Consider the following 26578-nt stretch of genomic DNA (forward strand, 5'->3'; position numbering starts at 1 on the left):
TCGGATAGCAAGCTATCCAAGAAAGATAAATTTATGAGAGTACTATTAATCAATACATCCGAACGTATCGGTGGAGCAGCCGTAGCAGCCAGCCGACTCATGGAATCGCTCAAGAACAACGGCATCAAAGCCAAACTCCTGGTGCGCGACAAGCAGACAGACCGGATTACCGTAGTTTCATTAAGCCACAACTGGCGTATGGTGTGGAAATTCGTATGGGAACGTATCGTCATATGGAAAGCCAACTGCTTCAAAAGAGACAACATCTTTGCCGTTGACATCGCCAACACCGGTACGGACATCACCACACTGCCGGAGTTCCAACAAGCAGACATCATTCACCTCCACTGGATCAACCAGGGAATGTTATCCCTGAAAAATATCGAAAACATCCTTGCCTCAGGCAAACCTGTCGTATGGACCATGCACGACATGTGGCCCTGTACAGGCATCTGCCACCATGCCCGCGAATGTATCCGCTATCAGCAAGAATGTCATAACTGCCCCTTCATCTATGGCAATGGCGGCAAGAAAGACCTCTCCTACCGGACTTTCCACAAGAAACAGGACTTGTACAAAGGACGACACATCAACTTCGTGACATGCAGCCACTGGCTGGAAGGTCTGGCCAATAAAAGTGCCCTGCTCACCGGACATACAGTCACCTGTATCCCCAACCCCATCAACACGAACCTATTTAAACCGCATAATAAACAAGAGGCGCGTAGCAAATGCAACCTGCCGCAAAACACCAAACTTGTGCTGTTCGGTTCCGTAAAAATAACAGATAAGCGGAAAGGAATTGACTACCTGATAGACTCGTGCAAATTACTGGCAGAGAAACATCCTGAATTGAAAGAAAAACTCGGTGTCGTTGTTTTCGGCAAGGAATCGCAACAATTGGCCAACCTACTGCCTTTCAAGGTCTATCCACTGGATTTTGTCAGCAACGAGCATCAATTAGTGGATATTTACAACGCAGTAGACCTTTTCGTCACCCCTTCATTAGAAGAAAACCTGCCTAATATGATAATGGAAGCCATGGCATGCGGAATTCCTTGCGTCGGTTTCAATGTGGGCGGCATTCCCGAAATGATAGACCATTTGCACAATGGCTATGTGGCGCAATATAAATCGTCCGAAGATTTTGCCAACGGCATCTATTGGACATTGACCGACCCGGATTATCCCAACCTCTGCGAACAAGCCTGCCGAAAAGCCGTCACTCACTATTCGGAGAGCACGATTGCCAAAAAATATATTGACCTGTATAATAAAGTCACCGGAAGAAATGCATAATCATCCCACCCCGAAATTCAGCATCATCACTGTGACCTACAACGCCGAAGCAGTATTGGAAGATACCATCCAAAGCGTCATCTCACAGACCTATCACCACGTGGAGTACATCATCATCGACGGAGCATCCAAAGATAAAACGCTTTCCATTGCAGACAGGTACAAGGAGCACATCGCACAAGTAGTGAGCGAGCCGGACAAAGGCCTGTACGACGCCATGAACAAGGGTATCCGGCTGGCTACGGGCGATTATCTCTGCTTCCTCAATGCCGGCGACAGCTTCCATGAAGATGACACGCTGCAACAAATGGTGCATACGCTGACCGGCAACCAGCTCCCCGACGTATTGTACGGTGAAACGGCCCTGGTAGATAAGGAAGGACACTTCATCCGTATGCGCCGTCTCTCCGCTCCGGAGACGCTGACATGGAAAAGTTTCAAACAAGGAATGCTGGTGTGCCACCAAGCCTTCTTTGCCAAACGCAGCTTAGTGGAACCGTACAACCTGAAATACCGCTTCTCCGCCGACTTCGATTGGTGCATCCGAATTATGAAGAAAGCACAAAGGCTGCATAATACCCACCTTACAATAATAGATTATCTTGAAGAAGGGATGACCACCCAAAATAGGAAGGCGTCACTCAAAGAACGTTTCCGCATCATGGCGCAACATTACGGCTTGATAAGTACGGTGGCACATCATGCCTGGTTTGTACTAAGGGCGGTACTGAAGAAGTAACCTGTTTCTTCAATACGCCAAACAACCCTTTGGGCACATACAAACCGTTAACAATACCTGCCTCAGGGTTGAAGCAAAGAACGTAATTCCCGTACCCCTTCCGAAGCCCCTTTCTGAATGACGTGTATCCGACGCATGGAATGTACATCTACCGGTTTAGGGTCTATCAGATACACCTCAGCCTCACGAGGCACATAATTGAGCAGTCCGGCAGCCGGGTATACATTCATCGACGTACCGATAATAACGAATATATCCGCTTTTTCCACGTAGTTGACAGCCGTTTCAATCTCAGGAACAGGTTCTCCAAACCAAACAATAAACGGACGAAGCTGAGTGCCGTCACCGGCCTTATCTCCAAACTTCACTTCATATTCATCCGGCTTCAGTTCTTTTATGTAATGGGGGTTATAAGGGTCGCGACTGGAGCAGACCTTCGTCAGTTCACCATGCAGGTGAATAATGCGCCTACTCCCGGCACGTTCATGCAAATTGTCAATATTCTGAGTCACAACCGTCACATTGAAGTCCGCTTCCAATTCAGCAAGCCCGAGATGTCCGTCATTCGGCCTTACCTCCAGTAACTGTTTGCGACGCTCATTATAAAAGTTGATAACCAACTCCGGATTACGGGCATACCCCTCGGGAGTAGCTACCTGCTCTACCGGGTACTTATCCCACAGCCCGCCCGCATCACGAAAAGTACTGATACCACTTTCTGCACTCATACCGGCGCCGGATAAAACAACCAAGTTCTTCATCTCTTTATCTCCTTAAAATTCATATAGACATACAAATGTATGAATAATACCTGAAAAGAAGAAGTTATTTTCGCTTGCTAAGATTTTTTAATCTCAAAAAAACAAAATCATTCAAATAAAAGACGTATTTTTGCCATTCGTTAATTTGCAATGGGCTGGAAAAGAAATCATTTCAGCCGTCAACAAAATCAATTTATGGACAAATTCAGTTATGCTATCGGCCTCGGAATAGGTCAAAATCTTTTAAGTATGGGTGCTAAGGGCATCGCAGTAGATGACTTTGCACAAGCAATCAAAGATGTCTTGGAAGGCAACCAAACGGCTATCAGCCATACGGAAGCCCGCGAAATAGTAAACAAATATTTCGAAGAATTGGAACAAAAAATGAATGCCGCCAATATTGAAACCGGCAAGAAGTTCCTCGAAGAAAACAAAAAACGCCCGGAAGTAGTTACCCTGCCCAGCGGACTCCAATATGAGGTCATCAACGAGGGTAACGTAGGCACATACGCAAAAGCCACCGATCAGGTACAATGTCACTACGAGGGTACATTGATTGACGGAACACTGTTCGACAGCTCTATCAAACGGGGACAGCCTGCTACATTCGGTGTGAGCCAGGTAATTCCAGGCTGGGTGGAAGCTTTGCAACTGATGCCTGAAGGAGCTAAATGGAAACTTTACATCCCCAGCGAATTGGCTTACGGAGCACAAGGAGCAGGCGAAATGATTCCGCCGCACAGCACGCTCATATTTGAAGTAGAACTACTTAAAGTATTAAATAAATAATTTTAAAAGCAAAATGAAAAAAGTAACATTTATTATGGCTCTTGCAGCTGCTGCCGGTTTGGCTTCTTGCACTGCACAAAGTCCGAAAGCAAATCTGAAAACGGACGTTGATTCATTATCTTACGCTATCGGTATGGCACGTACCGAAGGTTTGGATCAGTATCTTGCACAACAAGGCATCGATTCTACCCAAATGGCACAGTTCCTGAAAGGTTTCAACGAAGGTGCATCTAAAATCGAAAAAAATGATATTGCTTACATGGCAGGTCTGCAAATCGGACAAATGGTAAGCAAACAATGGGTAGAAGGTTTCAACCAACAGATTTTCGGTGGAGACTCTACACAAACTATCAGTCGTGAGAACCTGTTGGCAGGTTTCGTTGCCGGAGTTGTCGGTAAAGGTATCATGACCAAAGAAGAAGCTCAAACTTTCATGCAGACTCAAATGGATGCAGTAAAAGCTAAAGCAATGGAAAAGAAATATGCCGACAACAAAGCTGCCGGTGAAAAATTCCTTGCAGAAAACAAAACCAAAGAAGGTGTCGTAACCACTCCAAGCGGTCTGCAATACAAGATTATCACTAAAGGTACAGGTGCAATCCCTGCTGATAGCAGCAAAGTGAAAGTAAACTACAAAGGTACATTGATTGACGGAACAGAGTTCGATAGTTCTTACAAACGTAACGAACCCGCTACGTTCCGCGCTAACCAAGTTATCAAAGGTTGGACTGAAGCCCTCACTATGATGCCGGTAGGTTCTAAGTGGGAACTTTACATCCCGCAAGACCTGGCCTACGGAGCAAGAGAAACCGGTGGTCAAATCAAACCGTTCTCTACTTTGATTTTCGAAGTAGAACTGGTAGGTATCGAAAAATAAGACAATAACACAATTAAATGATAGGGCGGTGAAGCGACAATACTTCACCGCCCTATTTTATTATCACCCTACCAATTTATCACCTCATCGTCTCCTATCACTTTATCACCTTATCCCCCTATCACTTTATCGTATTATCACTTTTATTTTTTTTTCTTTCCATTTTATAGATAAATTAAAATAAAGTCTTATATTTGCTTACTATTTGATAACAACAAGAACTTTACTTATTTACTATTATGGAAAAAATAGACAATCTTGATCGGCAGATTCTGGAAATCATTTCCCAAAATGCCCGTATTCCTTTTAAGGATGTAGCAGCTGAATGCGGTGTATCACGTGCCGCAATTCACCAACGTGTGCAGCGCTTGATTGATTTGGGCGTCATTGTTGGCTCCGGTTATCATGTAAATCCCAAGTCTTTGGGTTACAGAACTTGTACTTATGTAGGAATCAAACTGGAAAAAGGTTCTATGTATAAGGCTGTTGTTGCCGAAATGCAAAAGATCCCCGAAATTGTAGAATGTCATTTTACCACCGGTCCGTACACTATGCTAACTAAAGTATATGCACGCGACAACGAACATCTAATGGATCTGCTGAATAATAAAATGCAGGAAATCCCCGGTGTTACTGCAACAGAAACCCTAATCTCATTGGAGCAGAGCATCAAGAAAGAAATTCCTATTTGTCCGGAAAAGTAAGATAAATAAAGTGAAAGTGATAAGATAATAGCGTGTATTATTGTGGTCGTTGTGCTATTATCTTATCACTTTTTCATCTCCTTATGCTTGACTATTTTATCACTCTATAACCTTATCATAAACATGGATTTCTTAAACGAATATCATCTGACAGGACTTGTAATCGGTATCTGTACTTTTCTCATCATAGGCATCTTCCACCCCATAGTAGTAAAAGCAGAATATTATTGGGGAACTAAATGCTGGTGGATTTTTCTGCTATTGGGAATTGTCGGCGTCATTGCCTCCCTCTATACTGAAAACATCCTGATTGCCTCGCTTCTTGGTGTATTCGCATTCTCGTCATTTTGGACTATTAAAGAAGTCTTTGAACAGGAAGAACGTGTGAAAAAAGGTTGGTTCCCCAAAAATCCTAAACGAACATATAAATTCTAAGCAAAAGAGGTTCGCATTTTTATCTGAAAAGTTTGCATATTTCAAGAGAAAATACTACTTTTGTCCCCGCTATCCGATATAAGGATACACCGGACTTGTAGCTCAGTTGGTTAGAGCAACAGACTCATAATCTGGAGGTCCCTGGTTCAAGCCCAGGCTGGTCCACTTTGAAAATCAAGCACTTACAGAGTTTCTGTAGGTGCTTTTTCTTTTACAGGTGACCTTCAGGTGACCTTTTTGAAGCGAAACTCTGCAAGAGTGACCTTTTGAAATTGCATGGGATTGCAGAGAATTTTTATAGATTTTTATTCTATGGTGAACTTGACACTGCGGAATGTGATGCACATTTTAGGCCGAAATAGGATTTCCCACTAAGCATATTTGTAAGTCGTTGAAAACATCTTTGGTATGGGAATGGTCAATCTGCAAGCTTTCCAGTCTGTCCGTTTTCATTCGTATATTCCATTTTGGTAGTCGCGCAAATATTGCGTAAAAGTCTTTCCAGTTTCACGTTTAAAGAAACGCATCAGATGACTCGGGTCGGAGAAATGAAACTCTTCGGCCAGCTGGTTCACGTTTCGGTTAGCAAACAGTAACTCATTCTTCAATTCTTCCAACAGACGCTGCTTGAGCAGATGATTGGCAGATACGCCGAATTGACTCATCACGGAACTGTTTAACGTAATACGGCTCACACGGAGCATATCCGCATATTCCTGCACCCGCTGTTTCGTACGGATATTCTTTTCCAGCAAGTCCTTAAACTGGAATGCGTAATTGTTTTTAGGTACATCAATCGGTAAATGATAAGTGGCGGCATACGCCCGGTTGATAATAACCAATAAGTAGTAAAGCACAGATACAATGAGATTATAAGTATCGGCAACAGGATGCAGAAGCTCCTGCTTTATGATTCCTAAAAGACGAATATACTCCGCCATGCTTTCCGGCGAAGCAAACAGATAGGGAGGCGTGTCGGTCTGATAATAATACAGCAAGCGGTACACAAAAAACTTGTCCGCTATGAATGTGCGCATAAAATCCTCGCGGAATATAAGAAAAGAGTAATCTAGTTCTGCTTCATCCACGTGCCATTCCTGCTGCTGATGCGGCGAGAGGAGCAATACCATATTGGCATGCAATTCAAATTTGCGGAAATTCAGCAGCAGATACCCATTGGCCTTACGAAAAAAATAGAAGCTAAAAAAATCTGTTTTAAACACCCGGTTTTCCGTCAGGACACCACATACATCGCTACTGTAGCCTGAGTTGATATAAAAGTCCACACCACAGCGTGTCTTGCTAAAAGGAACGCTGACCAGACGTTCAGGATTGACGATTTTATCCATTGATTTCGTTTTTTGGGGCAAATATACTATTTTTTATTTATCAAAATGGCATATATTCCTGTTTTTAAGGCATAATGCATCCGATTTTTTTTACCGAACTTTGCGGCTATAATCAATACAATAAATTATGATGGAAGAAAAAGTAACAATTCGATTGATCCGTAATGCAACATTGCGAATCCATTATGCTGGAAAAGAGATACTTGTTGACCCCATGCTTGCCGGAAAAGGCACTTTACAGTCGGCTCTAGGTGTGTATAAGACCCCAAGAGTACACCTCACGATGCCGATGAATGAAATTGCGGACGGTCTGGATATGGTATTGTTGACACACAACCATATTGACCATTACGACCCGACAGTGAAACAGCATTTAGCGAAGAACATCCTGTTCCTGACACAACCGCAAGATAAAGAGAGTATTACACAGGATGGTTTTACAAATGTAGAAAGCATTGAAAAAGATAAAGCTATTGGAAATTTAACCATTCATCGCATCCAAGGACACCATGGCTTCGGAAAGATTGGAGAAATGATGGGGCCGGTATCAGGCTATGTACTTACTGCACACGGTTTCCCTACTATTTATATAATGAGTGACTGTAAATGGGAAGACTGTATCCGTCAGGCCATTGAACAATTTTCTCCAGATTACATCATAGTGAACAGTGGAGGTGCAATTTTTCCTGAATTTTCTCAAACAGAAGGTTCTATCATTCCAGATGAGCAAGAAGTTATGACAATGCTCGATGAACTTCCCGCCCACATCAAACTAATAGCAGTCCACATGGAAGCTACCGATCATGGGCAGACTACACGCGCAATTCTGCGTAACGAAGCCATGCATCACAAAATAGAAATGAGTCGCCTGATTATTCCAGAAGATGGAGAAACAATAATATTATGAGCGACTTCTCTGATTGGGAAACAGCCTGAAAAGAGGGTTACGAATGGATTGTTATAGGAACGGAAACAGGCAAAAGGAAAGGGAAAGTAGATGCCAATCCTGAATGAGTACGTCATATTGTAGAACAGGCGAAAAGAAATTATATTTTGGTATTTATGAAAGAATACCTTTTGCCTATAATGGGAGAATACCGAATGATTCAAGAACTACCGAAACAATTTATAGAAAAAATATGGAAAAGGAAATAATCAGAGAAATAGATGTACAGAATGTCATGACTAAATCCTCATTACCAGTAGGGGGCTTCTCTGTCAATCCTTATGTAGGTTGTCCTCATGCTTGTAAGTACTGCTATGCTTCATTCATGAAACGTTTTACAGGGCATACAGAGCCTTGGGGTACGTTTCTGGATGTAAAGCATTGGAAACCTATTGATAATCCGCATAAATATGATGGACAACGGATTGTTATCGGTTCTGTAACAGACGGATACCATCCGTATGAAGAAGATTTTTGCAGAACCCGTAAACTGCTGGAAGAGTTAAAAGGCACTAATGCTGAAATCATGATTTGTACTAAGTCAGATTTGGTTTTGCGTGATCTTGATTTACTTAAAGGCTTTCAGAAAGTGACAGTATCTTGGTCAGTTAACACACTCGATGAACAGTTCAGATGTGATATGGATCGTGCCGTAAGCATTGAGCGAAGACTTAAAGCCATGAAACAGATCTATAATGCAGGCATACGCACCGTGTGTTTTATTTCACCGATTTTTCCAGGAATTACAGATGTGAAAGCTATCGTTAATCGGGTAAAAGATTATGCAGATTTGATATGGCTGGAAAATCTGAATCTTCGTGGACAATTTAAGAGAGACATCATGGGGTATATACGGGAAAAGCATCCGGAGCTTGTAGCCTTGTATGATGATACCTACAACAAGAAACGAAAAGATTACTGGCAGGTCTTGGAACAGGAAGTAGCTGCGTTTGCTCAAGCGGAAGGTTATCCTTATCGTATAAACGATTTACCATACGGGCGTTCTCAAAAAGGAAAACCTGTTATAGTAAACTATTTCTATCATGAAAAAATTAGGCTAAAAAAATAGGATCATTTGATTGATTTGATAAATTTACTGATAGCCTGTCTTGTCATTTGTTTGAAAAAACGCATCAGGTGGTTAGGCTCAAAGAAATGCAAACGATAAGCCGTCTCTTTAACTGACAATCTAGAAAACAAGAGATCGCTTTTTCCCTCTTGCAATAGACGCTGTTTCAGCAAAAGAGCGGAAGATAAGTCAAATTCACGCATAACGGTAGTGTAAACTGAACTGTATCACGGCTCTGTTTACACTACCGAATTTCTCCATGATTGAAAGTATTCCTCCAAAAGGAGTGAGTTTCTCTGATTTAATTGCCATGTCATATAGTTCTTATCTACGTATTCCTACCTGATTTTGTTCTATTTTCCAATCATAAGCCCCATTAGCGACATCAGCAACCTCCTTGTAGGTCTGCCGATGTTTTATTTTATCAAAAGACTGTCGGCTGTCCGCATAGTCGCAAAGCCATCTTCCGATTGTTTGCTGCTGCTCTTTGGTCTTGCCATAGCTCTGCATCACGCTCTTGATGTCAGCAGCTTCATCACTGCCAAAGATAGACTTGTATTTGTCCGTGCTGTAGTGAATAATTGCATCAATGGCACGTTTGAATACCTCACTGGCAGCATAGAGCATATCGGCAATAATAGCAAAAACCAGCTTGCGTGAATTCAACTCACCTTGCAATCGGCTGATGGTCTTGTCTTTCTCCGCATTGGCAAGTTTGACCGCATTATTGATGCGCAGTTGCACATTTTCGTTTAGACTGTTAAGTTCTTTAATAGCCTTGTCACGTTCTGAAGCAATAGAACAACTTTGCGCAATGACATTATCACGTTGCGCTTCGGCTTTCTGCTTTTCCAAAGCCAGTTCCTTTGTCTGCTTCTCCACCTCTTTGATGACAGTCGGCCTAAACGCCTTTTTAAGGCGATCATATTCCTGTGCGAGCAGCTTGTACTCCATTTCAAGAGTGGCAGTCTTACCAATACCGACCAGACTGCCGACACTATCCAAGATACCGTCCACCATGTTTCTGCGGATTGCATCACGCTTTTTCTGCTTGTCGGCTATCTCGCTGTCAAGTGCCGCACTCCGTTCAGATTTAGCCTTATTCTCAACCTCTATGGAGTTGCGCTCGGCTTCGGCTTTCGCTTTGGCGGTGACAGCTTTTTCCTTTTCTGCTTTAGCTTGCTCCGCTTCCTGCTTCTGCTTGGCTATGATGAAGTCCGTCCTTTCCAAATGCTTCTTACCTGTAAGATCTTTTGATATACCCCTTTCCATCTCTAAGCACTCAGCCAAAAGCGTCTGCATCTCGCCCATGCATTTCTCGTCCAGTTTGCAGGATTTTCCAGTATCGTGGTTCATCCAATCCCATACGATATGGGCGTGAAGATTGGGCATCCATGTGGCGGTATCTCCGAGATTGCCGTAATGCCCCTCGTCACGGTGGATGAAGATTTGCAAAGCTGTGATACCCCAATGTTCCTTACACTCCTCACAAAAATGCTGCAACTGCTCCAACGTGGTATCATCTTTGATTACCACGACACCCTCTTTGAGTGGGGTGCTGCCACGCACGATAGTCACCTTGCCTGTCTTCTTGTTCATTCGTTCACGGTCTTTGGTCTGCATTTTCCGACCAGTCTTTTCCTTGACCATTTGGGCAATCTGATTGTAGCGGTCAGTTAATGAGCTGTTGCCCAATTCAGGTGCTACCCATACTTCGTTTGAAGCCATAAGGTCAGTACGGACATAAAGCCTCTCTTTGTTGATATGAGCGAGGTATTCTGCTGCTCTTTTGTTATGTGCCTCACTACTACCAATGTTACAGGGTTTGATATTAATGGATGTTTTCTGTGCCATTTTACTTATGCTTTTAGAGATTTATATTAAAAAGGGTTATTAGGGCAAAGCCTTAATCGGAGGGTGCAGGGAGAGGGTCACTTCCTGCTCGGGGTTTTCAGGGGTGAAGCCTCTGAACGGAGTTTCCAAAGAGAGGGTCACTCTTTGGTCGGGTTGCATAGGACTGACAGTCCTTGCCGGGTTCTTAGGGCAGCGTCCTAAGTGGGACGGGGCAACGCCCAGCCCCTCGGGAGAGCCCACAACTTCGGGAGCAAAGTGGAGAAGTTATAGTGGGCTATATCAGGGCAAGCCCTGTCATGTACGCCACACCTCTTTGCCTCCAGCCGCCAAGTCAGAATTTGTTTCTTCCCTTTTGTTGGAATGCCATGCTTTTGTTCATCAGATACTCGTTGAGATCTTTGTATTCTTCATACTCATTTGAGGCATCAGTACATTTGTCTCCCAATGCTTTCATTATCTGCCAGGTAGCCATTCTGCCAGTTTTGTCATTATCCAAGTGGCAGCATATTTGAGAATACTTATTGAGCATGGAGAGAGCACTCGGGATGTTTACAATGGAGTTGAGTACCACCGCATCACATTCGCCATGTAGTATGAGATAGGAGAGATAGTCCACGAATCCCTCGAATATGTGACAAGCTGTTTCGTGGTTCCTTATCGTAGTGATTGCTTTCGGAGCAATACATCCCTTGAAGTATGGATTCCGAAGTTCATAGCCACCAGCATCATTCTTGAAGCCAATAGCAAAATATCGCTTACCAGCACTTTTGTAGTGTATTTCCACGCACTGCCTTTTGGCTGTAATAGAACCAATTCCCCTTCCCAAGAGGTATTGTAGCAAAGCAGGATGAGCCAGTTCTTTTACCTCAATATCTTCAAACGAAGTGTGCTTTTGTGGGCAAGTAGATTGAATTGGTATTGTGGGTAGAATGATTGAACGCCCCATCATGTGCAATACTTCTGAAATGTTTTGCGTGTGGTATAGTTGCATCGCCAAATCAATGATGTTACCTCCTTTGCCCAGTGCAAAGTCATACCACACGTTTTTGGTTAAATCCACCTTAAATGATGCGGTTTTCTCCGTATGTAGTGGCGATAAGTACCACCACTTATTTCCTTTTCTGTTTATTGGTTCATATCCCTTGCTTGCAAGGAAGTTGGATATTTGGATTGCCTTTATTTCTTGTATAGTCATAATGTGAGTGATTTGTTGAAATGTTGAGTTGTTGAGAGAATGGGCTGGTGAAAAGAAAAATAGCTTTCTCTTTTGCCCAGTTACACCTCTTGTTGAGTGCTTGTTGAATTGTATTTGTTTGAGTACCAAAGATTAGTCTGTTGTTCTCAACAATTCAACAACTCAACAAAGAATTATAAACCTAAAGAGTCTATAAATTCCTTGGTCACCGTGTAGAAACGTCCCACTCTGCTAATTGAGGAAACACGCCCCGGCTTAGTGTAGTCACATTGATAGGCAAGATAGGTCAGTGCATTGTGAGCAGGGGTAAGTCGCCAGACATCTTTCACGACCTTTCGTATCTGCCATTGCTCCACCTTTACACCGTTCATGGTCAGTAACGGTATTAAGTCTTGAGGGATGAACGACAGCTTGTCAACGTGTTGCGTTTCCATAATGTCACGTATCAGCTCTACCATATCCAACTCCGTATGGTTGCGGTTGCACTGGATAATGCGGTCAAGAGCCTCTGTCCTGATAAGGGTAGGATGAAACCACATACGCCCCTCTTTGTTGGTGGAGAGTGTGCGGTGCTGGAGATAATAGAGGAATGCAGGTATCTGTTCCTTTAGCTTTTGCAGGAAATTGGTATCATCGCTTTCAAGTGGTCGGATTTTACGCACCCAATAGCGGTTTTCTCCCGGGTCAATGATAACAGGGTAAAGTTCGTTGTTGGAACATAGTACGAACTTGGCAAAGAAGTTTACCTCCTGTCTGTCTTTACCCTTGGCCTCTACCTTGTAGGTTTGGGCTGTGCTTAGGTTCTTCAATCGCTCTGAATCTTCTCTACGACTCAACAGCACCTCGTCCACAACGATGAGTAGCTTGCCAGCCCAGTCAGCATTGAACTGGCTCCTGAAATCCTCGTTTGTATTAAAGGTGGCATTGTCCTGAAAGATACTTTTCAGAAAGTTCAGGAAAGTGGTCTTTCCTGTGTTTCGTTCCTCTGACACCAATAACAGGATGGGGAGTTTCTGAGTCGGCTGCATATAAAGCAACTGCATATAGTCCAACCCCAGTTCGTATTGCTCCTCAAAGATGTGGTGTAGCAATTTTTCAATATCTGAGAAATTCCCTTCTGCCGGAACATGGTCAATTGGTTCATACAGATTATAGAAACCTGCAACATCCTTTTGATAGTCTGTGTGACTTGGCACTGTGCAAAAACCATTATATTTATCAATAGTAGGGATATTGTGCTTACCATAATCTTGTCGGATAGTGCCAAAGCTCCATTGCAATCTGCGGGTAGTCATCGTTCCATCTGCCAAAGGCTGCTGCACTACCTTATATATAGTAGTGCCTACTCGAATGTATTGTTCTTCCATAATGCTTGCTTTTAGATTAAACATTTGGATTAACGCTATTAGCAGTTTGTACTTTAGCTTTCAGAAGTGAGGAGATTTCCTTCTTCGAGTAAAGATTACGTCCTCCCAATTTGTGAACTATAATTCTTCCCTCCTTCTGCATACGCCACAAGGTGGTATAGGTTATGTGGAGTCGTTCACATACCTGATCGCGAGTAAAATACTCGTCACTCTCTTCTGGTGTCAAATCGGCCTGTGGCTTTTTCCCAACTAATTCTTCCACCAATTCAGAAACAACCTGTTTCAGGTCATCCTTCTGTAACATTATAAAATTGCCTTGCATATCATGTTGTTTTAATAATTACGCTGCGAAATTACGATGGAATAAAATGAAAGCACCTCGGTAAAAATCATGACGATTTCTGCCGAGGTGCTTTTAACGGAACAGCGTTTCTTTTTAACAAATCAAGCCTTTATGATGCAATCAATATACATCAGGGGAAAGTAAGGTGCGCAGTCTTATGCTTATCAACTTTGCCTGTTCTTTTCCTGTTTGAACAGTCTTTTCTGATAAACTCAAATTATAGTCGTTGCCACGTTCACTGACAATGGCATTATAAAGGGCTTCTCCCCAATCAAAGCCAGACTTAAATCCAAGGGATGGGAATTTTTCCAAGATGGCTGTATGGAAAGTACGATAGTTATAGGTATCATTAAGCAAGCTTCCATTGGTCAGCGCAGCAAAAATATAAGCAAGAATAGAATCCGTATCATTCGTTTCCATCCATTCGGTGAGTATTTTTTCTATCTCGTTGGTAAGAAATTCTGCATGAGGTTGTATAAGCATTTCTTCAAGCAGGACACAGACTTGCTTACGTCCACGTCTGCCTTTACTCTCTTGTAATGCAGAATTAGCTACATCTTTGACTACACGATTGTTTGCTGCTTTCCATGTTCCTTTAGTGTAAGTCGCTTTATCCATACTGGTAAGCATCAAAGAGCGCATAATTTGTTCGCCAAAGTTTTTCTGCCAAAAAGAAGTCTTCTCTCCCATCATTGTTTTAGTTACTAAATCAGCGGACTTCACGAAACCATTATCAAATATCATCCAATAGAACACACTGAACAAGAAAGGATTATTGTGCTGCAATTTATCTTTTGTTTCCTCTTTGTTAAATGTAGAGGCAAACAATTCAGTCAGTTTTTCGTGTGCCTGCTGACTAACATTAGAAAATTGAGCTTTGTTGTAGCTCTCAGTTCCTGGGCATAGGCTTAACAATAATTTGGAGATACCTTTTATACCATCAAGTGACAGCAGTTCTATCAAGTAGGAAAAACCTTTGAAGGCGAAGCTCATGTCACCCTCGTATGCTTTTGTGAAGAGATTTGTGAACTCTTGATATTCTTTCGGGTGTTCGTAATGCCAACGGCGCAAACGCAATAGATTCAGTTCTCGGTCTGATGCCTCTTGAGTTTCCTGCTCTTTATCCTGCAAGTGGAATTTAACCACATCTTTGATATATTGCGCATCCGTAGATTGCTCAAATTTAGTCATGGCACTCTCTATTTCCTTAAACCCATTATCCAATTCCAAATAGCAATGCATACAACAAGCAGCCATATCACCTTCTTCTGCGGCTTTAGAGAAGGTGTTTATTATGTTCTCAACAGGCATATTCTTTGCTGCCATTGCCTCTAAAAGCATATTTTGAAGCGAGTAAGTTTCATCGCATTCTGCCACATTGGTTCCATCTTGTGATAGAATGTTCAATGTGGAATGAATCTTGCTTTTGAACTCTGCATAGATTTCTTGGTTCGCCTCAAACCATTCCTTCATCTTATTGCCCATAAGTGTTATTTTAGCTAATAGGGTTAATCTTTAAGACAAGCCAACGGAATGACTTTCACGCCATCCTGACGAGTGTATGCCATGCTTCCACCAGTCATCACTATCAGCAAATCTGGTTCCCGAATGGGCATCTGTTTCTCTGTTGTGTTATGTTCCTGTATAAGCCTTTTGAGTTCAAGCAGATGCTTGGCTCCATCGTCAATCTCACGACTGCCAAGTTTGCACTCTATCAAGGCATACCGTCCATCTTCCAGATGCAGCACTATATCCGCTTCCAAATCATATCGGTCATGATAATAAGACACGTGACTGTTTAAGTCCATAGTATATGCCTTTAAGTCACGAATACACATCTGTTCAAAGATAAAACCAAACGTCTTGAGCTGCATGCTCAACGCTTCAGGAGACAACCCCAAAAGAGCAATCGGAATGGAAGGGTCGCAGAAACATCGTTTCACGCCACTTCTGATAGCGGTTTTACTTCTAATTGCAGGACACCATGCACTTATGTTCTGGATAACAAATAGCTTTTCCAAAGCTGCAACATAATCATCAAATGTGTCCACGTGGCAACTTACTTCGCCAGATGAGGTCACATCATCCAAAAGCGACTTCTTCTTGACCAGAGTCGAAACATTTCTGGCATACGCCCGAAGTATCATACTGGTCAGTCTGGCATCTCTTTTCTTGCCATCAATGCTAGAAATGTCGTTGGAGCAAATTGTTTGAACATAGTTCTTTGCAACGAGTAGTTGAGCCTTTGGGGTACGAGCCAACAAAGAAGCTGGCCATCCGCCTCGGGAGGCTGCAAAGATTAATTCCTCAACGGTCATCTTAGACATCTTACCGTCAATATCATAATCTGGATTGTTGAAAAGTTCTTTCAACGAAACTTCACCTGTAGATTCTTGTGATTCCCACAAACTCATAGGCAGCATACGCAGTCTGGCAATACGACCAACTCCAGAATGGTGTATTTGGGATTTGTCAACGGCATTGGAACCTGTAAGTATAAATTGTCCGGGGATTTGACGATCATCAACAACAGTTCGTACTGCATCCCACAACATTGGAGCATCTTGCCACTCATCAATAAGGCGAGGCGTAGCTCCATTTAACAGAATGGACGGCTTAGTTTTAGCGGTGACCAAATACTCCTCACGCAAACTAGGATCTTGCATTCTCAAAATGCTGTTTGCAAGTTGAGATGCAGTTGTGGTTTTGCCACACCATTTTGGTCCTTCTATCAATACAGCCCCAAATGCATCCAGTAAGTCTTGCAACAGGGCATCGGCAGTTCTTCTATAGTAACTCATATAATATGCTTTTTCAATTGCAAAGATACACATTTTCTGCGAAATGCATGGCCAATTCGTGTTTTTTGTGGCATTTCAATCCACTTTTTTGCGGTGTTTTATCCGGTATTTTTGTGGCATTTCAATCCACTTTTTTGCGGTATTTCACTTGGCATTCTTGCGGTGAGCAACTATAATTAGTCTGATAAGTTAGCCATCAACTCCGTCCGTTCCTCCTCGCTCAAGCCTTTCAGCATCTCAAGCAGGGCTTTCTTATCTACCACAGGAGTACTTTCTTTCGACTTCTCATTGAGTAGATAATGGTTATACTCCAGCATCTTTGCAAGCGGATAAGCACCGATATAATTGGAAGTAATGTCACCGCCGCCACTATGCCCCATGCTGTCGCTTATATATTTATAAGGTACGACACCAGAGTTATTGAGGTTGGTAGCGAAGCTGTGCCTTGCCCAAGTGGGTGATGGCACCTGTTCCATATCCAATAGTTTGGCAACTTTTGCCATGTGCTCACGTATATATCTGTTGTAGCGTTGGATAACCCATATCTCTTGTTCTGGTGTGATTAACTCACTCATGATGGGGAATACCCTTCGCCCAAGTTTTGGGACATTGCCATACCGGTTGAGTATCTCTTGAATCTCTGGAGTAACAGGAAATATCACTTCGCTGGCACTCTCGTTCCGTTCACGGGTTTTGTGGCGAAGAAAACGAAGCTGTTTGCCATGAGTGGCATAGTATAGTTCATCATAAGTCAGTCGGAGTGTATCTGCAAGGTTCTGCCCATCGCCCAGATACATAAAAAGGAATAGTCCAAGGTCGCGAAATATGGCATACTTCTCTCTGCCGAGGAACAGTTCGTTTCCATCTTTGTCTTTTGCCTCGTCAGCTTTCCAAAAGTCATAGAGCTTCCGCATGATAGCCACGTCAAGAAACTCATGTTTACGGCTCTGCGCTTTGTTGTAGCCCGTGTCCTTAAACATTTCTTTGGTATCACCTTTCATCAGTCCGTTAGCGATACACATATTGATAATGGTTCTTAGACTACGGAGTGCGATAGCAATAGTGGTGGTGCTCAATTCATTCTTCTTCATGTTTTTTACCCACTTCAAGATAAAGTCACGGTTAATATCTGCAAACGATACATCCGTTCCCAAATCTTTCACAAAGCGATTGCGTACATCCTTACTACAACGAGCGGAACCCACCTTACCTTCATTGGTCTTAGATTGAATGTACGAATCCCAAACAGTGATGATGGTGCTATCATCGTCTTTCTTGCCTTGGAACCTATCTTGCAACTTGCGAAGAGAGAAATTGTTTTCTGAAATCAGTTGATTAGCCATCTGCTCCACTCTGTCCATCAGATTCTTCATATCGTTACGCTCCGCTAATTGGATGCGCCGACCGCTTTTCTCATAATCGCAAAGAACCAACCATTCTTCCATAGTGTATGATTTTCCTAAGCGCAGGAAAATCTTTTGTCCACCATGACACACACGCACAGCTACTGGAAGCGGTTGCGAATAGTCGCCCGCTTTTCGTATGTCAAGAGTCAGCGAACCATACACATTGCCATTCGCAGCCGTGAATTTCGCAAGGCATTTTTCTCCTCTTGCATTGGATTTTCCGTTCTTCTTTGCCATTTCGGTGACCTTATTCGTTTTTTCAATCTCCATAATGCACTTATTTATAGTTAATATTCCGCTCGTTTTGGTGACCTTCAGGTGACCTTTTCGCACGAAAACCACTGCAAATATACGCATTTCCCTGCAAACAGCAAAATGTGTTAGATACTGATTATCAGTACAATTACACTTTATGCAATCCTATGAAATAATCCACAAAAAGACTCATAATCTGGAGGTCCCTGGTTCAAGCCCAGGCTGGTCCACGAAGTATAAAGCAAAGAAAATCAAGCCGTTACAAGCAACCTTGTAGCGGCTTTTTTCTTGCACACTGAAACTCCTTGCACACAATTTGCACACAACCTTTGGAAAGTGGTGATAATCAATGATAAACGTGACACACCGGTAAATGATATTCTTTTTCTTTTAGTTTCTTCTATTGGCAAGAGTTCTCTCCGATTTATGCCCATGATGAGGTTTTCGCATATAATTTGCACAAACGGATATAAGAAAAGAGATAAGCTACACACCGGTAGTCATCCCTTTTCTTCTCAAAATTATTTTTTGATTGGGGAAATGAGCTTGTATTCTGCGGCTATTTCAAATAAGCGGTCACTATTATATCGATACCGTCCAATTATCATAGCGGAATATTCCCTATCAGTTTCATCATAATCATAATTGGGATAAAAACTACTGACCTTATGAAATAAAGCCCTACCTTCCTCACCAAACATATTCTTAATGATATTGCCAATGGCAATCCAATCATTGTAATAATAAGTAATATCCACTTGATTTCTAGTTATTTCACTCAATAGCCGCTCAACTTTTTGTTTCTTTGTTAAAGGAGTGGCGCTTTCCAAAACCAAATTACTTGGACGAAGAAATGTTTCTATAACGCTGGGAATAAGAATCGTTTGGGGTTTAGGTGGTTTCGTTTTAGATCTCTGTTTTGGCTTATAAATATATTCCACTGCTTTTGATTTTGGCTCAGACATATAAACTTCCGCATGTTTATTGACATACGGTTGCGTATCATGCGAAAGGAAGCGTAAACGGCATATATCGCCACAGCTTTTGTCTATAATGATACCCATTTCTTCAAAATCGTTTTTAATAGATTCAAAGACATTCTTATGATTAGTAGGGTCTGCATAAGGAATGATACAGAACAAGCCATTTCCGCTTGCAGACAAACCACAATACATAATATAAGGCAGTTCACCCAACTTAATCTTAAGGTCTTCTATGTTTGATATTGACGGGTTATCTTTTCCGTCAATATCAATACAAATCAAATTCGTATACTCGTAATTTTTTTCAGTTCGTCGTTCAGAACAAACACAACTGACAGTTATTGCAGGAAGAAGTTCTTTCAATTCTCGCCGTTTCATCGAATCAGATTCATTCCGAAGTTCTTTGATTAAAACAGTACGATAGTCCTCTAAGAACAACCAATCCCATAAGTTCACTACTCCGCTTGCATAACGACTTTGCGCACTTTCAAACATTGATACTTTTATGATATTTTCCATATTTCTTACTTTTTTACAGGCCATCAGGCAATGAATTTTCTAAAAATTGTCTAGCAATATCGTTACGTTTCACAAAAATATAATTATTTCCACCGCCACCTTTCTGAATCTCAAATTTCAAACTCTTTATGCGGGTCGAAAATTCTTTTTGCCCTACAGGTATCAGCTTCTTGATGTGACAATACGCTTGATATTCTTCTCTAAATCTTTTCAACAAGATTTTATCATTTCCTGACGTGGAAGGCAAATATTGTTTTTCTTCAAGGAATTGCGCCACACTATCAGACTCAAATCTCATTTCCTCAAGAAGTTCTTTTGCTTTTGGTGATTCTGTAAATTGCTGTTGTTTTAACAATCTGCCCAATCCCTCAAGCACCCAATTGAAAATACCGCTTAATTCTTTGGATATTATTCTCTCGGCGAGATGCTTATCTTGCTCTTCATCCGGAATAATAACTTCAAAGTTCAAGATTATAAACCTTCGCAAGTAGGCATGGGTAAATTCAATATTATTAGGAAACTTATTCATATTAAACATGAACTTCCCGTAATGACGAAGTATAAACGGATGGCCGTAAGGAGAACGTGCATCAATAGGCTCATTGCTAATTAGCTTCTTAAATAAGTCTGGATTGATATTCTTTCCTCCAAGTTCCGAAGAATAGTTAAGCAGATAATTACCTAGCTGCGCCCTGAAATAGCCATTTTCATTGCACAAATTACTTATAGTATAGGAACAAGTGTTATGTTCTCCCAGCAGTGCTTGCACTATTTCAAATATGACGGATTTACCGTTGCTTCCTTCACCTTTCAGAATCAAGCACTTTTCCAATTTCAAGTTTTGAGTAAAAATATATCCCAAATATTCTGCAAGAATCATTTGTGATTCTTTTTCAGGCAAAACCTCATTCAAGAAAGCCTTAAATTCATCACAAGTCGCTTCAGGATTATATTCAAAAGGCAATTGGTATTTAAAAAAATCCCGCTTGTCAAAGTCTCTCAACTCTTGTTTGTCCTTTGAAATGACAAATGTCCCATTCTTTAGATTAATTTTCACCTCATCTTTTTTCTCATTCAAATCCGGTACAAGAGTGCAAAGAGCGACAAACTGGTTATACAATCTCTCAAGATTCCTACTCAGTCTTATATCATAATAATTGAAGCCCGCCTTATTTGCTGCTACAGCAAGAAATTCCTTCAAAAGTGGACGGGTTATGTTTTTCCAGTAACAGCCCGTATAAATATATGGCTGAATACTGTCCGGCTCAATGCCGAGCCCCAATTTAAACTCATCCGCATTCTTCAATAATTCTTCTATCAATATAATATATTTGACTTCATCATCCGGTTCGAAGCTCATTAATTCTCTTTTTTCATTTTCTGACAATCCCCCGTTGTTTTCTTTCCTACGTAGTTCTGAAAGTTTTTCAAGTTTTTTATCATCATCAAGATGATAAATAACCGGATAATCTATTTTAGAAGATATATCTATTATTTTCTTCAATGTTTCCTCTTGTTGTACTTGCTTCAAAATATCTCTTACATACCGTTTCAAGCCTTTTGCTGTTTTATATGGATGATTTATCATCGGGATATTATTAATATTCATATTATTTATCTCCTATCTTTTTTGAGCCGATTTTATAATTAATTGTATTGATTGAGTTGAAAGATTTTGGCTCGTTTTGTCTTCCTCCTCAATTTGGTTGTTTAACCATTTATCCAATTCTTCAGCAAAGAAATACAGATTACGTCCTGACCTGTGGCAAGGTATATTGTCTGTCGCTGATAATTTATAGAGTTTAGATGAACTTAATTTATACCCTTGTTTTTGGATATATCTTAAAGCTTGCTCCTTATTCAGCCACTTTGGTATTTCTTCCCTTTTTTCTATTCTGTTCATCAGAATATTTTTTATCTCCGATATTTCCTGAATCAGATAATCTATCCGTTCCGGCAACGTGTCATAACTTGTTTTTTGATGTTCCATACCTTTTGTTTTTTGTTTCTGGTGCAAAGTTCGCCAACTTTTGAAAGGGCATAAAAAGGCACGTTCAGGCACATTTAGGCACGATTGTATTAAATTAATTATTAATCGGTTACATGTATTATCGAAAAGGAATTATTGATTTTGGCACGTTCAGGCATGAAATATATTTGATTAGTTGGCTACGTTTTGTATTTTTGTCATAAACATCATGTAGTAATATGGCAAAGAAAAGAATACCGATAGACAAAGAGAGGTTTGAAACTTTAAAAAACGAGTTAGTAAGAGTTTCTAATATAGATTTGAGTTCAGATAATGCATACTCTGACTTATGTGATTATATAAAGAAACAGAGCAATACAAATTTTCCTCTCCCAAAATATGAAGACGGAAGCGTTATCCAGCAATCTGAAACTATCAGCGTTGATACATTACGTCGTTATTGGGGAGATAAGGATGCAGACAAGGAAAGAAAGCCGGATGTTGGAAAATTATCTTTCATGGCTCGTGCTTTAGGATATAAGGATTGGGAAACATTCTGCCACGAATACAAACAGACCAATACGGACTTTGATATAGAGAAAGGATTCAATGGAATGGACTATTTCAAGTTTTCTTCGTTATGCAAAAATGAAATAATCTGTATCGGCTGGTATCCTCAAAAATATTGCAGATTGAAGTTTTTAGGAGAATATTCTTTTGAGGTTGTTGAATCCTATAGAATGGAAAGTAAAGTTGGACGCAAGTTTGAAACTTCCGGTTTTCGTCTCGCCCCAATATCAGACAAGGCTATTTTTCCAGAAGTCTTAATAGAGCCATTATATGAATATCAAGAAGATTTATGGAATGCCATAGAAAACTTTGATATAAAGAATTGCCCTACAGAAATCCTTTTATAAGAAAAGATAAAAGTGAACAAAGTGAGTAAAGTGAACTATATTTTATAATAGAGTATATTCTTATTTTATAGACCATATAAACGATATAAAACCTTATACTTTTTATAAAATATAGTTCACTTTACTCACTTTATCCACTATGTGAAAATTTTCTACTTTAGATTTTTTCTCCAATATTTGAGATATGTTCTTGCTTCCTTATATTGGGTATAGAGAAGAAAGATAAAGCTCAATACGAGAGACGAAAACAGCCTCATTTTTGGTATGGAGAAATAATAATTTCACGTCTATTTGGAAGCGAAAAGGACATGCAGAAAATCGTTTATTCTTGTGAGAAAACTGTTGCGTTTCGTGAGCTTCATGTCGCCTTCTCCCAAAAGAAGCCACCTTGCGTTGATAGACGGAAAGGCAATCAGTATCTTTTGCACCATCCAGATAGTAGGAAGTTCTTTTCTGAATAAAATGTTCATTAGTATAGTAAAAGACAATCCCGTTCTTTGACAAAAATCAGGGACGGGAGGAGATTCTTTTTCGGCAACCTGTTTGATTCTGGCTTGTAGGAGACGTAAAATAAACTGTGTCATGCGGCGTTTTCTTCCAAGCTCATCGGTCGGGGATCGGCCAGCGCCAAGGGGGTGCACCAGCACTCCCGACGAGCGTAAAGTTACAACAATTTAAATCTGTCTCCAAACTTTATCGCTAATTGTTGTGCGATGGCCGCCCAGTTGGCTATGGGCATGGTCCATTTCTTGCGTATGTTGCGGTAAGCGAGATAAACCAACTTTTCAAGGGCGGTGTCGTTAGGGAACACGCCCTTGTTTTTTGTCACTTTCCGCACTTGGCGGTGATAGCCCTCGACTGTATTCGTGGTATAAATCATACGTCGTATATCCGACGTAAACTGGAAGTATTCAGTAAGCCTTTCCCAGTTATCCTGCCAAGACTTGATAACGATAGGGTATTTCTCACCCCATTTTTCTTCCAGATTAAAAAGTCCTGTCTCAGCGGATTCCTTATTTACCGCACCATAGACATGTTTCAGATCCCTCATGAACTCTTTTTGGTGCTTGCTGCCGACATACTTGATGGAGTTACGTACCTGATGGACAATACAGAGCTGGACAATAGTATCAGGAAACACACTTTGGATAGCGTCTGGGAAGCCTTTCAATCCGTCAACACAAGCTATGAGTATGTCACAGACACCACGGGTCTGCAAGTCTGTCAATACATTCAGCCAGAAGTTCGCGCCCTCATTCTTAGAGATATACATCCCTAACAGATCCTTATGTCCCTCGCTGTCCAGAGCCAGTACATTGTAAATCGCACGGGTTACGGCACAGCCTCTCTCGTCCATTACCTTATAATGGATGGCATCCATCCAGACTATCGGATAAACGCTGTCCAGGCTACGGGAACGCCATGCCTTTATTTCCGGAAGTACACGATCGGTGATGGCGCTAATTGTCTCAGCAGACACACGATTACCCAAGTTCTCCTCCATCCAGTCACTTATCTCACGTGTGCTGTTTCCCAAAGCATAAAGTCCGATGATACGGTCTGCAACACCTTCTGCAAGAATGGTTTCACGCTTTTTTATGAACTGGGGTTCAAAGGTGGAGTTACGGTCACGAGGGGTAGATACGGTGACTTCTCCCATCGAAGTCTGTACTTGTTTTTGCATCTTGCCATTACGACGGTTGCCACTCATGCGTTCATCCTCAGAAAGATGAGCGTCCATCTCACCTTCAAGGGCAGCATTTAATATACTCTCCAACAACGGAGCAAAAGCACCGTCCTTACCTAACAAGGGTTTACCAGACTTCAACTGTTCAAGAGCCTTGTTCTTGATACTTTCAAAATCAAATTCTTCACTCATAAAATAAACTGTGTTAGCAAAGTTAATATTTTATTCTTTTCCTTAGCTGACACAGTTCAAATTACGGACTCGGCTTGTATGCCACCATTCAGAACATCCCAAAAGGACAAAGGTAAATTGATGTTCTTTATATGAACCGCTTCTTTGAATAACGGTGCAATCTCAAATGGCGAATGTTTGGATATTCCGCATCCTATCTCTGTAACTAAAAAAGTATATTCCGAATGTTGTTCTGCATATAGTAGAAAATCATCAATATGTTTTTTAAGATTCTCAATGTCTTTGGAAGGCATCGCATAGGTCTGTCCCTGTATTCCCGCAGCCTGTCCCATAATAGCACCGAATTTCATCGCTGTTGCTGCGGCATTTCCATTATGTACACCATTTGAGTTTGAACCGAACACGAATATTTCATTTGTTTTCAGCTCCGTAATGTTATAAGGGGTAATTCTGTTATTCATAATTTTAAAATTTTGGGTATAAAAAATCCTCTCATTGCATAAGCAACAAGAGGATATTATTTTGAGTTGATATTAGTTCAACGAAATAAGATTGATGATTTTGTTTCCGTTTTCTGCAACATTATCGATAACAACTTCATCTGTTTCTGTGATAGTTCCTACGACATTTACACCGTCTGAATATCTGAAACCGGTGAATGTGATATTAGAACTTTCAGAATTTGCCGAAAGACTTTGTATTTCATAATCCAAAATTTGAAACTGAGATTCTTGATAATCTTTCATTGCTATTTTTGAGAAAGTTGTATTGCTACGGTTGTACCATGCTTTATTTGTGCGAATATCTCCAATATTAATCTGCTTATCGAGTTGTGTACATTTTTCTCCGTCAAACTCATAATATTCATTCAGCACCATTGTTTTGCGTACATGATTAGGTACAAATCGCCAATACCCATTGAATTGTTCATCAGATATGGTACATATTGTTTTTTCTTCTAAATCATTATTACCGACAGTCTTATATTGAATAATTGCATTATTGCGAATAGAATATAAATTACCGTTAAAGATGAATGTATAAGTATCTGAAATCGGATAAATTCTACCACCGGGACACTTCACACGACAATTCTGTTGTTGTTCTTGACCACTCCAATACACAACAAAGCCATTGTCGGTTACAGTGAAACCATTACATCTAACTTCATCAGGTAACATTTTCTGCATCGTAAAATCTGAAACATTCAATTTGTATATTTGTCTATATTCTGGATAATTTGAATTAGAAGAAGAAGCAATATAAATGTTCCCTTGATTATCCAATATTGTTTTCAACGAACCGTCACCCAAATATACATCTATTTCCTTGGGCCATCGATATATCTTTTCTGTTTGGACATCAACAATGGAGAGGTATTCTGTACTACCCCAACCTACACTTATACCTTCACCATCAGGTCCAGGTTTATAGAACAAATCGATAATATCTTGTGCGATAGGATTTACAAGAAGAACTTTATCGCTCAATTTCAAAACTTTATGAATACCAATATTATGGTCTTGACCGTCTTCTCCCTTGATTGATAACTTTACCTCATTACCTGATAAGTCAAGTTTGTAATAAGAGTCGTCCCCTGTTGCTCTTGTTGCGGATGATTTCTGATAAATCATCTTGGCGTCACTCACATTCAAATTCGTAAGGTATTTATAACCTTCTTCATAATTGATATTGCCACTACCGGAACCACCGTCATCACTACATGCAGTAAATAAAGCTACCGCACCTAACATTAATAAAAATTTCTTCATAATTACCAGAATGTCGTTTCTCCCTTAGCCTCAAATCAGAAGAGTTCATAAATGCAGAAAAGCGTGAGGCCATTAACTTATTTTATACGACGGGCTCTGGTAAGACCTTGAACTAAAACAAGCAACAGTCCCCACGCCATATACGGATATGACGCAAGAGATGTCAACTTATTCCCGTTCTACAGATAGTTTACCAGACTTCGTCGTAGAGAATCAGTTAAACACTTTCGTGTACCTTAAATTTCTAATATGTCCGCCATGTTGCCATGACGATGCAAAATTAGAAAAAATAAGGCACATCACAAAGTTACATCTCATAAAGAGACTGTTGCAGGTTACAAAATTAGATA

General features: G+C 40.9%; 27 protein-coding genes and 1 tRNA gene. 11 read left to right on the forward strand and 17 right to left on the reverse strand.

Annotated features, from left to right (window positions below; all coding sequences use genetic code 11):
• The first annotated feature begins 33 nt into the window (after window positions 1-33).
• Window positions 34-1299, forward strand: a complete 1266-nt coding sequence (locus NQ546_RS02135; RefSeq protein WP_039953525.1) for a glycosyltransferase family 4 protein — start codon at window positions 34-36, stop codon at window positions 1297-1299.
• Complete coding sequence (locus NQ546_RS02140) at window positions 1292-2038, forward strand: glycosyltransferase family 2 protein (protein WP_004291629.1); 747 nt, start codon at window positions 1292-1294, stop codon at window positions 2036-2038. Before NQ546_RS02135 ends, NQ546_RS02140 begins: the two co-directional genes overlap by 8 nt.
• A gap of 62 nt (window positions 2039-2100) precedes the next feature.
• Here NQ546_RS02140 and NQ546_RS02145 read toward each other — a convergent pair whose 3' ends face one another.
• Window positions 2101-2799 carry an SIR2 family NAD-dependent protein deacylase gene (locus NQ546_RS02145; protein WP_004291630.1) on the reverse strand — a complete coding sequence of 233 codons (699 nt, stop codon included), beginning with the start codon at window positions 2797-2799 and terminating at the stop codon, window positions 2101-2103.
• A gap of 195 nt (window positions 2800-2994) precedes the next feature.
• Between NQ546_RS02145 and NQ546_RS02150 the strand changes: the two genes are divergently transcribed.
• The 5 genes from NQ546_RS02150 to NQ546_RS02170 all read left to right on the forward strand — a co-directional run bounded on the left by NQ546_RS02150 (window position 2995) and on the right by NQ546_RS02170 (window position 5769).
• Entirely contained in the window at window positions 2995-3588 is a 594-nt protein-coding gene (locus tag NQ546_RS02150; RefSeq protein WP_004293394.1) for an FKBP-type peptidyl-prolyl cis-trans isomerase, read from the forward strand.
• A 13-nt stretch (window positions 3589-3601) separates the two neighbouring features.
• Window positions 3602-4465 (forward strand): FKBP-type peptidyl-prolyl cis-trans isomerase, encoded by an 864-nt coding sequence (locus NQ546_RS02155; RefSeq protein ID WP_004291632.1) that lies wholly within the window; start codon window positions 3602-3604, stop codon window positions 4463-4465.
• A gap of 239 nt (window positions 4466-4704) precedes the next feature.
• Window positions 4705-5169, forward strand: coding sequence for an Lrp/AsnC family transcriptional regulator (locus tag NQ546_RS02160; protein ID WP_004291634.1), 465 nt, complete (start codon window positions 4705-4707; stop codon window positions 5167-5169).
• Window positions 5170-5292: 123 nt separating this feature from the next.
• Window positions 5293-5604 carry a DUF4491 family protein gene (locus NQ546_RS02165; protein WP_004291635.1) on the forward strand — a complete coding sequence of 104 codons (312 nt, stop codon included), beginning with the start codon at window positions 5293-5295 and terminating at the stop codon, window positions 5602-5604.
• A gap of 91 nt (window positions 5605-5695) precedes the next feature.
• Window positions 5696-5769 (forward strand) — tRNA-Ile (locus NQ546_RS02170).
• Between the two features lie 284 nt (window positions 5770-6053).
• Here NQ546_RS02170 and NQ546_RS02175 read toward each other — a convergent pair.
• Window positions 6054-6953, reverse strand: a complete 900-nt coding sequence (locus NQ546_RS02175) for a helix-turn-helix domain-containing protein (protein ID WP_004291636.1) — start codon at window positions 6951-6953, stop codon at window positions 6054-6056.
• Between the two features lie 130 nt (window positions 6954-7083).
• Between NQ546_RS02175 and NQ546_RS02180 the strand changes: the two genes are divergently transcribed.
• Both NQ546_RS02180 and NQ546_RS02185 read left to right on the forward strand, forming a co-directional pair.
• Window positions 7084-7860, forward strand: coding sequence for an MBL fold metallo-hydrolase (locus NQ546_RS02180; protein ID WP_039953527.1), 777 nt, complete (start codon window positions 7084-7086; stop codon window positions 7858-7860).
• A gap of 232 nt (window positions 7861-8092) precedes the next feature.
• The gene (locus tag NQ546_RS02185; RefSeq protein WP_014775428.1) at window positions 8093-8968 is read left to right on the forward strand and encodes a radical SAM mobile pair protein B; all 876 of its coding nucleotides are present in this window, start codon (window positions 8093-8095) and stop codon (window positions 8966-8968) included.
• A 2-nt stretch (window positions 8969-8970) separates the two neighbouring features.
• Here the strand turns inward: NQ546_RS02185 and NQ546_RS02190 are convergent, their stop codons facing one another.
• From NQ546_RS02190 to NQ546_RS02245, 12 genes are all read right to left on the reverse strand, one after another.
• Window positions 8971-9171 (reverse strand): helix-turn-helix domain-containing protein, encoded by a 201-nt coding sequence (locus tag NQ546_RS02190; protein ID WP_004291639.1) that lies wholly within the window; start codon window positions 9169-9171, stop codon window positions 8971-8973.
• A 121-nt stretch (window positions 9172-9292) separates the two neighbouring features.
• A complete protein-coding gene (locus NQ546_RS02195) occupies window positions 9293-10822 on the reverse strand; it encodes a mobilization protein (RefSeq protein ID WP_004291640.1) in 1530 nt (509 codons plus the stop codon).
• A 39-nt stretch (window positions 10823-10861) separates the two neighbouring features.
• Window positions 10862-11062 (reverse strand): hypothetical protein, encoded by a 201-nt coding sequence (locus NQ546_RS02200; protein WP_138346571.1) that lies wholly within the window; start codon window positions 11060-11062, stop codon window positions 10862-10864.
• A gap of 91 nt (window positions 11063-11153) precedes the next feature.
• Entirely contained in the window at window positions 11154-12017 is an 864-nt protein-coding gene (locus NQ546_RS02205; protein WP_004291642.1) for a toprim domain-containing protein, read from the reverse strand.
• 173 nt (window positions 12018-12190) lie between these two features.
• Window positions 12191-13387: a primase-helicase family protein gene (locus NQ546_RS02210; RefSeq protein ID WP_039953529.1), complete on the reverse strand. Its 1197-nt coding sequence runs from the start codon at window positions 13385-13387 to the stop codon at window positions 12191-12193.
• A gap of 13 nt (window positions 13388-13400) precedes the next feature.
• The gene (locus tag NQ546_RS02215; RefSeq protein WP_004291644.1) at window positions 13401-13706 is read right to left on the reverse strand and encodes a helix-turn-helix transcriptional regulator; all 306 of its coding nucleotides are present in this window, start codon (window positions 13704-13706) and stop codon (window positions 13401-13403) included.
• Between the two features lie 141 nt (window positions 13707-13847).
• Complete coding sequence (locus NQ546_RS02220; protein ID WP_004291645.1) at window positions 13848-15212, reverse strand: DUF6043 family protein; 1365 nt, start codon at window positions 15210-15212, stop codon at window positions 13848-13850.
• A gap of 23 nt (window positions 15213-15235) precedes the next feature.
• Window positions 15236-16528, reverse strand: a complete 1293-nt coding sequence (locus NQ546_RS02225) for an ATP-binding protein (RefSeq protein ID WP_039953438.1) — start codon at window positions 16526-16528, stop codon at window positions 15236-15238.
• Between the two features lie 176 nt (window positions 16529-16704).
• The gene (locus NQ546_RS02230) at window positions 16705-18204 is read right to left on the reverse strand and encodes a tyrosine-type recombinase/integrase (RefSeq protein ID WP_039953531.1); all 1500 of its coding nucleotides are present in this window, start codon (window positions 18202-18204) and stop codon (window positions 16705-16707) included.
• Between the two features lie 506 nt (window positions 18205-18710).
• Entirely contained in the window at window positions 18711-19691 is a 981-nt protein-coding gene (locus tag NQ546_RS02235) for a BT4734/BF3469 family protein (protein WP_167319259.1), read from the reverse strand.
• Between the two features lie 13 nt (window positions 19692-19704).
• Window positions 19705-21300: a DNA primase family protein gene (locus NQ546_RS02240; protein ID WP_004291650.1), complete on the reverse strand. Its 1596-nt coding sequence runs from the start codon at window positions 21298-21300 to the stop codon at window positions 19705-19707.
• A 12-nt stretch (window positions 21301-21312) separates the two neighbouring features.
• Complete coding sequence (locus NQ546_RS02245; protein ID WP_004291651.1) at window positions 21313-21681, reverse strand: MerR family transcriptional regulator; 369 nt, start codon at window positions 21679-21681, stop codon at window positions 21313-21315.
• Between the two features lie 218 nt (window positions 21682-21899).
• On the opposite strand from NQ546_RS02245, the gene NQ546_RS02250 reads away from it, so the two are divergent.
• Both NQ546_RS02250 and NQ546_RS02255 read left to right on the forward strand, forming a co-directional pair.
• Window positions 21900-22577, forward strand: coding sequence for a hypothetical protein (locus NQ546_RS02250; RefSeq protein WP_004291652.1), 678 nt, complete (start codon window positions 21900-21902; stop codon window positions 22575-22577).
• A 330-nt stretch (window positions 22578-22907) separates the two neighbouring features.
• Window positions 22908-23078 carry a hypothetical protein gene (locus NQ546_RS02255; RefSeq protein WP_153837233.1) on the forward strand — a complete coding sequence of 57 codons (171 nt, stop codon included), beginning with the start codon at window positions 22908-22910 and terminating at the stop codon, window positions 23076-23078.
• A 163-nt stretch (window positions 23079-23241) separates the two neighbouring features.
• Here the strand turns inward: NQ546_RS02255 and NQ546_RS02260 are convergent, their stop codons facing one another.
• The 3 genes from NQ546_RS02260 to NQ546_RS02270 all read right to left on the reverse strand — a co-directional run bounded on the left by NQ546_RS02260 (window position 23242) and on the right by NQ546_RS02270 (window position 26228).
• Entirely contained in the window at window positions 23242-24456 is a 1215-nt protein-coding gene (locus NQ546_RS02260) for an IS256 family transposase (protein ID WP_115615956.1), read from the reverse strand.
• 56 nt (window positions 24457-24512) lie between these two features.
• Entirely contained in the window at window positions 24513-24917 is a 405-nt protein-coding gene (locus NQ546_RS02265; protein WP_115615957.1) for an A1S_2505 family phage non-structural protein, read from the reverse strand.
• Between the two features lie 72 nt (window positions 24918-24989).
• A complete protein-coding gene (locus NQ546_RS02270; RefSeq protein WP_004291655.1) occupies window positions 24990-26228 on the reverse strand; it encodes a hypothetical protein in 1239 nt (412 codons plus the stop codon).
• Window positions 26229-26578 lie beyond the last annotated feature (350 nt).

The sequence above is a fragment of the Bacteroides eggerthii genome (genome assembly GCF_025146565.1).
GTDB lineage: Bacteria > Bacteroidota > Bacteroidia > Bacteroidales > Bacteroidaceae > Bacteroides > Bacteroides eggerthii.

What these genes read in the sequence shown, in the direction of transcription:
- NQ546_RS02225 (WP_039953438.1), bottom strand. Translation starts at nt 16,528, where the DNA reads ATGAGTTACTATAGAAGAACTGCCGATGCCCTGTTGCAAGACTTACTG.
- NQ546_RS02190 (WP_004291639.1), bottom strand. Translation starts at nt 9,171, where the DNA reads ATGCGTGAATTTGACTTATCTTCCGCTCTTTTGCTGAAACAGCGTCTA.
- NQ546_RS02265 (WP_115615957.1), bottom strand. Translation starts at nt 24,917, where the DNA reads ATGAATAACAGAATTACCCCTTATAACATTACGGAGCTGAAAACAAAT.
- NQ546_RS02135 (WP_039953525.1), top strand. Translation starts at nt 34, where the DNA reads ATGAGAGTACTATTAATCAATACATCCGAACGTATCGGTGGAGCAGCC.
- NQ546_RS02180 (WP_039953527.1), top strand. Translation starts at nt 7,084, where the DNA reads ATGGAAGAAAAAGTAACAATTCGATTGATCCGTAATGCAACATTGCGA.
- NQ546_RS02230 (WP_039953531.1), bottom strand. Translation starts at nt 18,204, where the DNA reads ATGGAGATTGAAAAAACGAATAAGGTCACCGAAATGGCAAAGAAGAAC.
- NQ546_RS02155 (WP_004291632.1), top strand. Translation starts at nt 3,602, where the DNA reads ATGAAAAAAGTAACATTTATTATGGCTCTTGCAGCTGCTGCCGGTTTG.
- NQ546_RS02205 (WP_004291642.1), bottom strand. Translation starts at nt 12,017, where the DNA reads ATGACTATACAAGAAATAAAGGCAATCCAAATATCCAACTTCCTTGCA.
- NQ546_RS02260 (WP_115615956.1), bottom strand. Translation starts at nt 24,456, where the DNA reads ATGAGTGAAGAATTTGATTTTGAAAGTATCAAGAACAAGGCTCTTGAA.
- NQ546_RS02270 (WP_004291655.1), bottom strand. Translation starts at nt 26,228, where the DNA reads ATGAAGAAATTTTTATTAATGTTAGGTGCGGTAGCTTTATTTACTGCA.
- NQ546_RS02160 (WP_004291634.1), top strand. Translation starts at nt 4,705, where the DNA reads ATGGAAAAAATAGACAATCTTGATCGGCAGATTCTGGAAATCATTTCC.
- NQ546_RS02165 (WP_004291635.1), top strand. Translation starts at nt 5,293, where the DNA reads ATGGATTTCTTAAACGAATATCATCTGACAGGACTTGTAATCGGTATC.
- NQ546_RS02145 (WP_004291630.1), bottom strand. Translation starts at nt 2,799, where the DNA reads ATGAAGAACTTGGTTGTTTTATCCGGCGCCGGTATGAGTGCAGAAAGT.
- NQ546_RS02215 (WP_004291644.1), bottom strand. Translation starts at nt 13,706, where the DNA reads ATGCAAGGCAATTTTATAATGTTACAGAAGGATGACCTGAAACAGGTT.
- NQ546_RS02175 (WP_004291636.1), bottom strand. Translation starts at nt 6,953, where the DNA reads ATGGATAAAATCGTCAATCCTGAACGTCTGGTCAGCGTTCCTTTTAGC.
- NQ546_RS02220 (WP_004291645.1), bottom strand. Translation starts at nt 15,212, where the DNA reads ATGGGCAATAAGATGAAGGAATGGTTTGAGGCGAACCAAGAAATCTAT.
- NQ546_RS02240 (WP_004291650.1), bottom strand. Translation starts at nt 21,300, where the DNA reads ATGAATATTAATAATATCCCGATGATAAATCATCCATATAAAACAGCA.
- NQ546_RS02235 (WP_167319259.1), bottom strand. Translation starts at nt 19,691, where the DNA reads ATGGAAAATATCATAAAAGTATCAATGTTTGAAAGTGCGCAAAGTCGT.
- NQ546_RS02150 (WP_004293394.1), top strand. Translation starts at nt 2,995, where the DNA reads ATGGACAAATTCAGTTATGCTATCGGCCTCGGAATAGGTCAAAATCTT.
- NQ546_RS02140 (WP_004291629.1), top strand. Translation starts at nt 1,292, where the DNA reads ATGCATAATCATCCCACCCCGAAATTCAGCATCATCACTGTGACCTAC.
- NQ546_RS02195 (WP_004291640.1), bottom strand. Translation starts at nt 10,822, where the DNA reads ATGGCACAGAAAACATCCATTAATATCAAACCCTGTAACATTGGTAGT.
- NQ546_RS02245 (WP_004291651.1), bottom strand. Translation starts at nt 21,681, where the DNA reads ATGGAACATCAAAAAACAAGTTATGACACGTTGCCGGAACGGATAGAT.
- NQ546_RS02250 (WP_004291652.1), top strand. Translation starts at nt 21,900, where the DNA reads ATGGCAAAGAAAAGAATACCGATAGACAAAGAGAGGTTTGAAACTTTA.
- NQ546_RS02185 (WP_014775428.1), top strand. Translation starts at nt 8,093, where the DNA reads ATGGAAAAGGAAATAATCAGAGAAATAGATGTACAGAATGTCATGACT.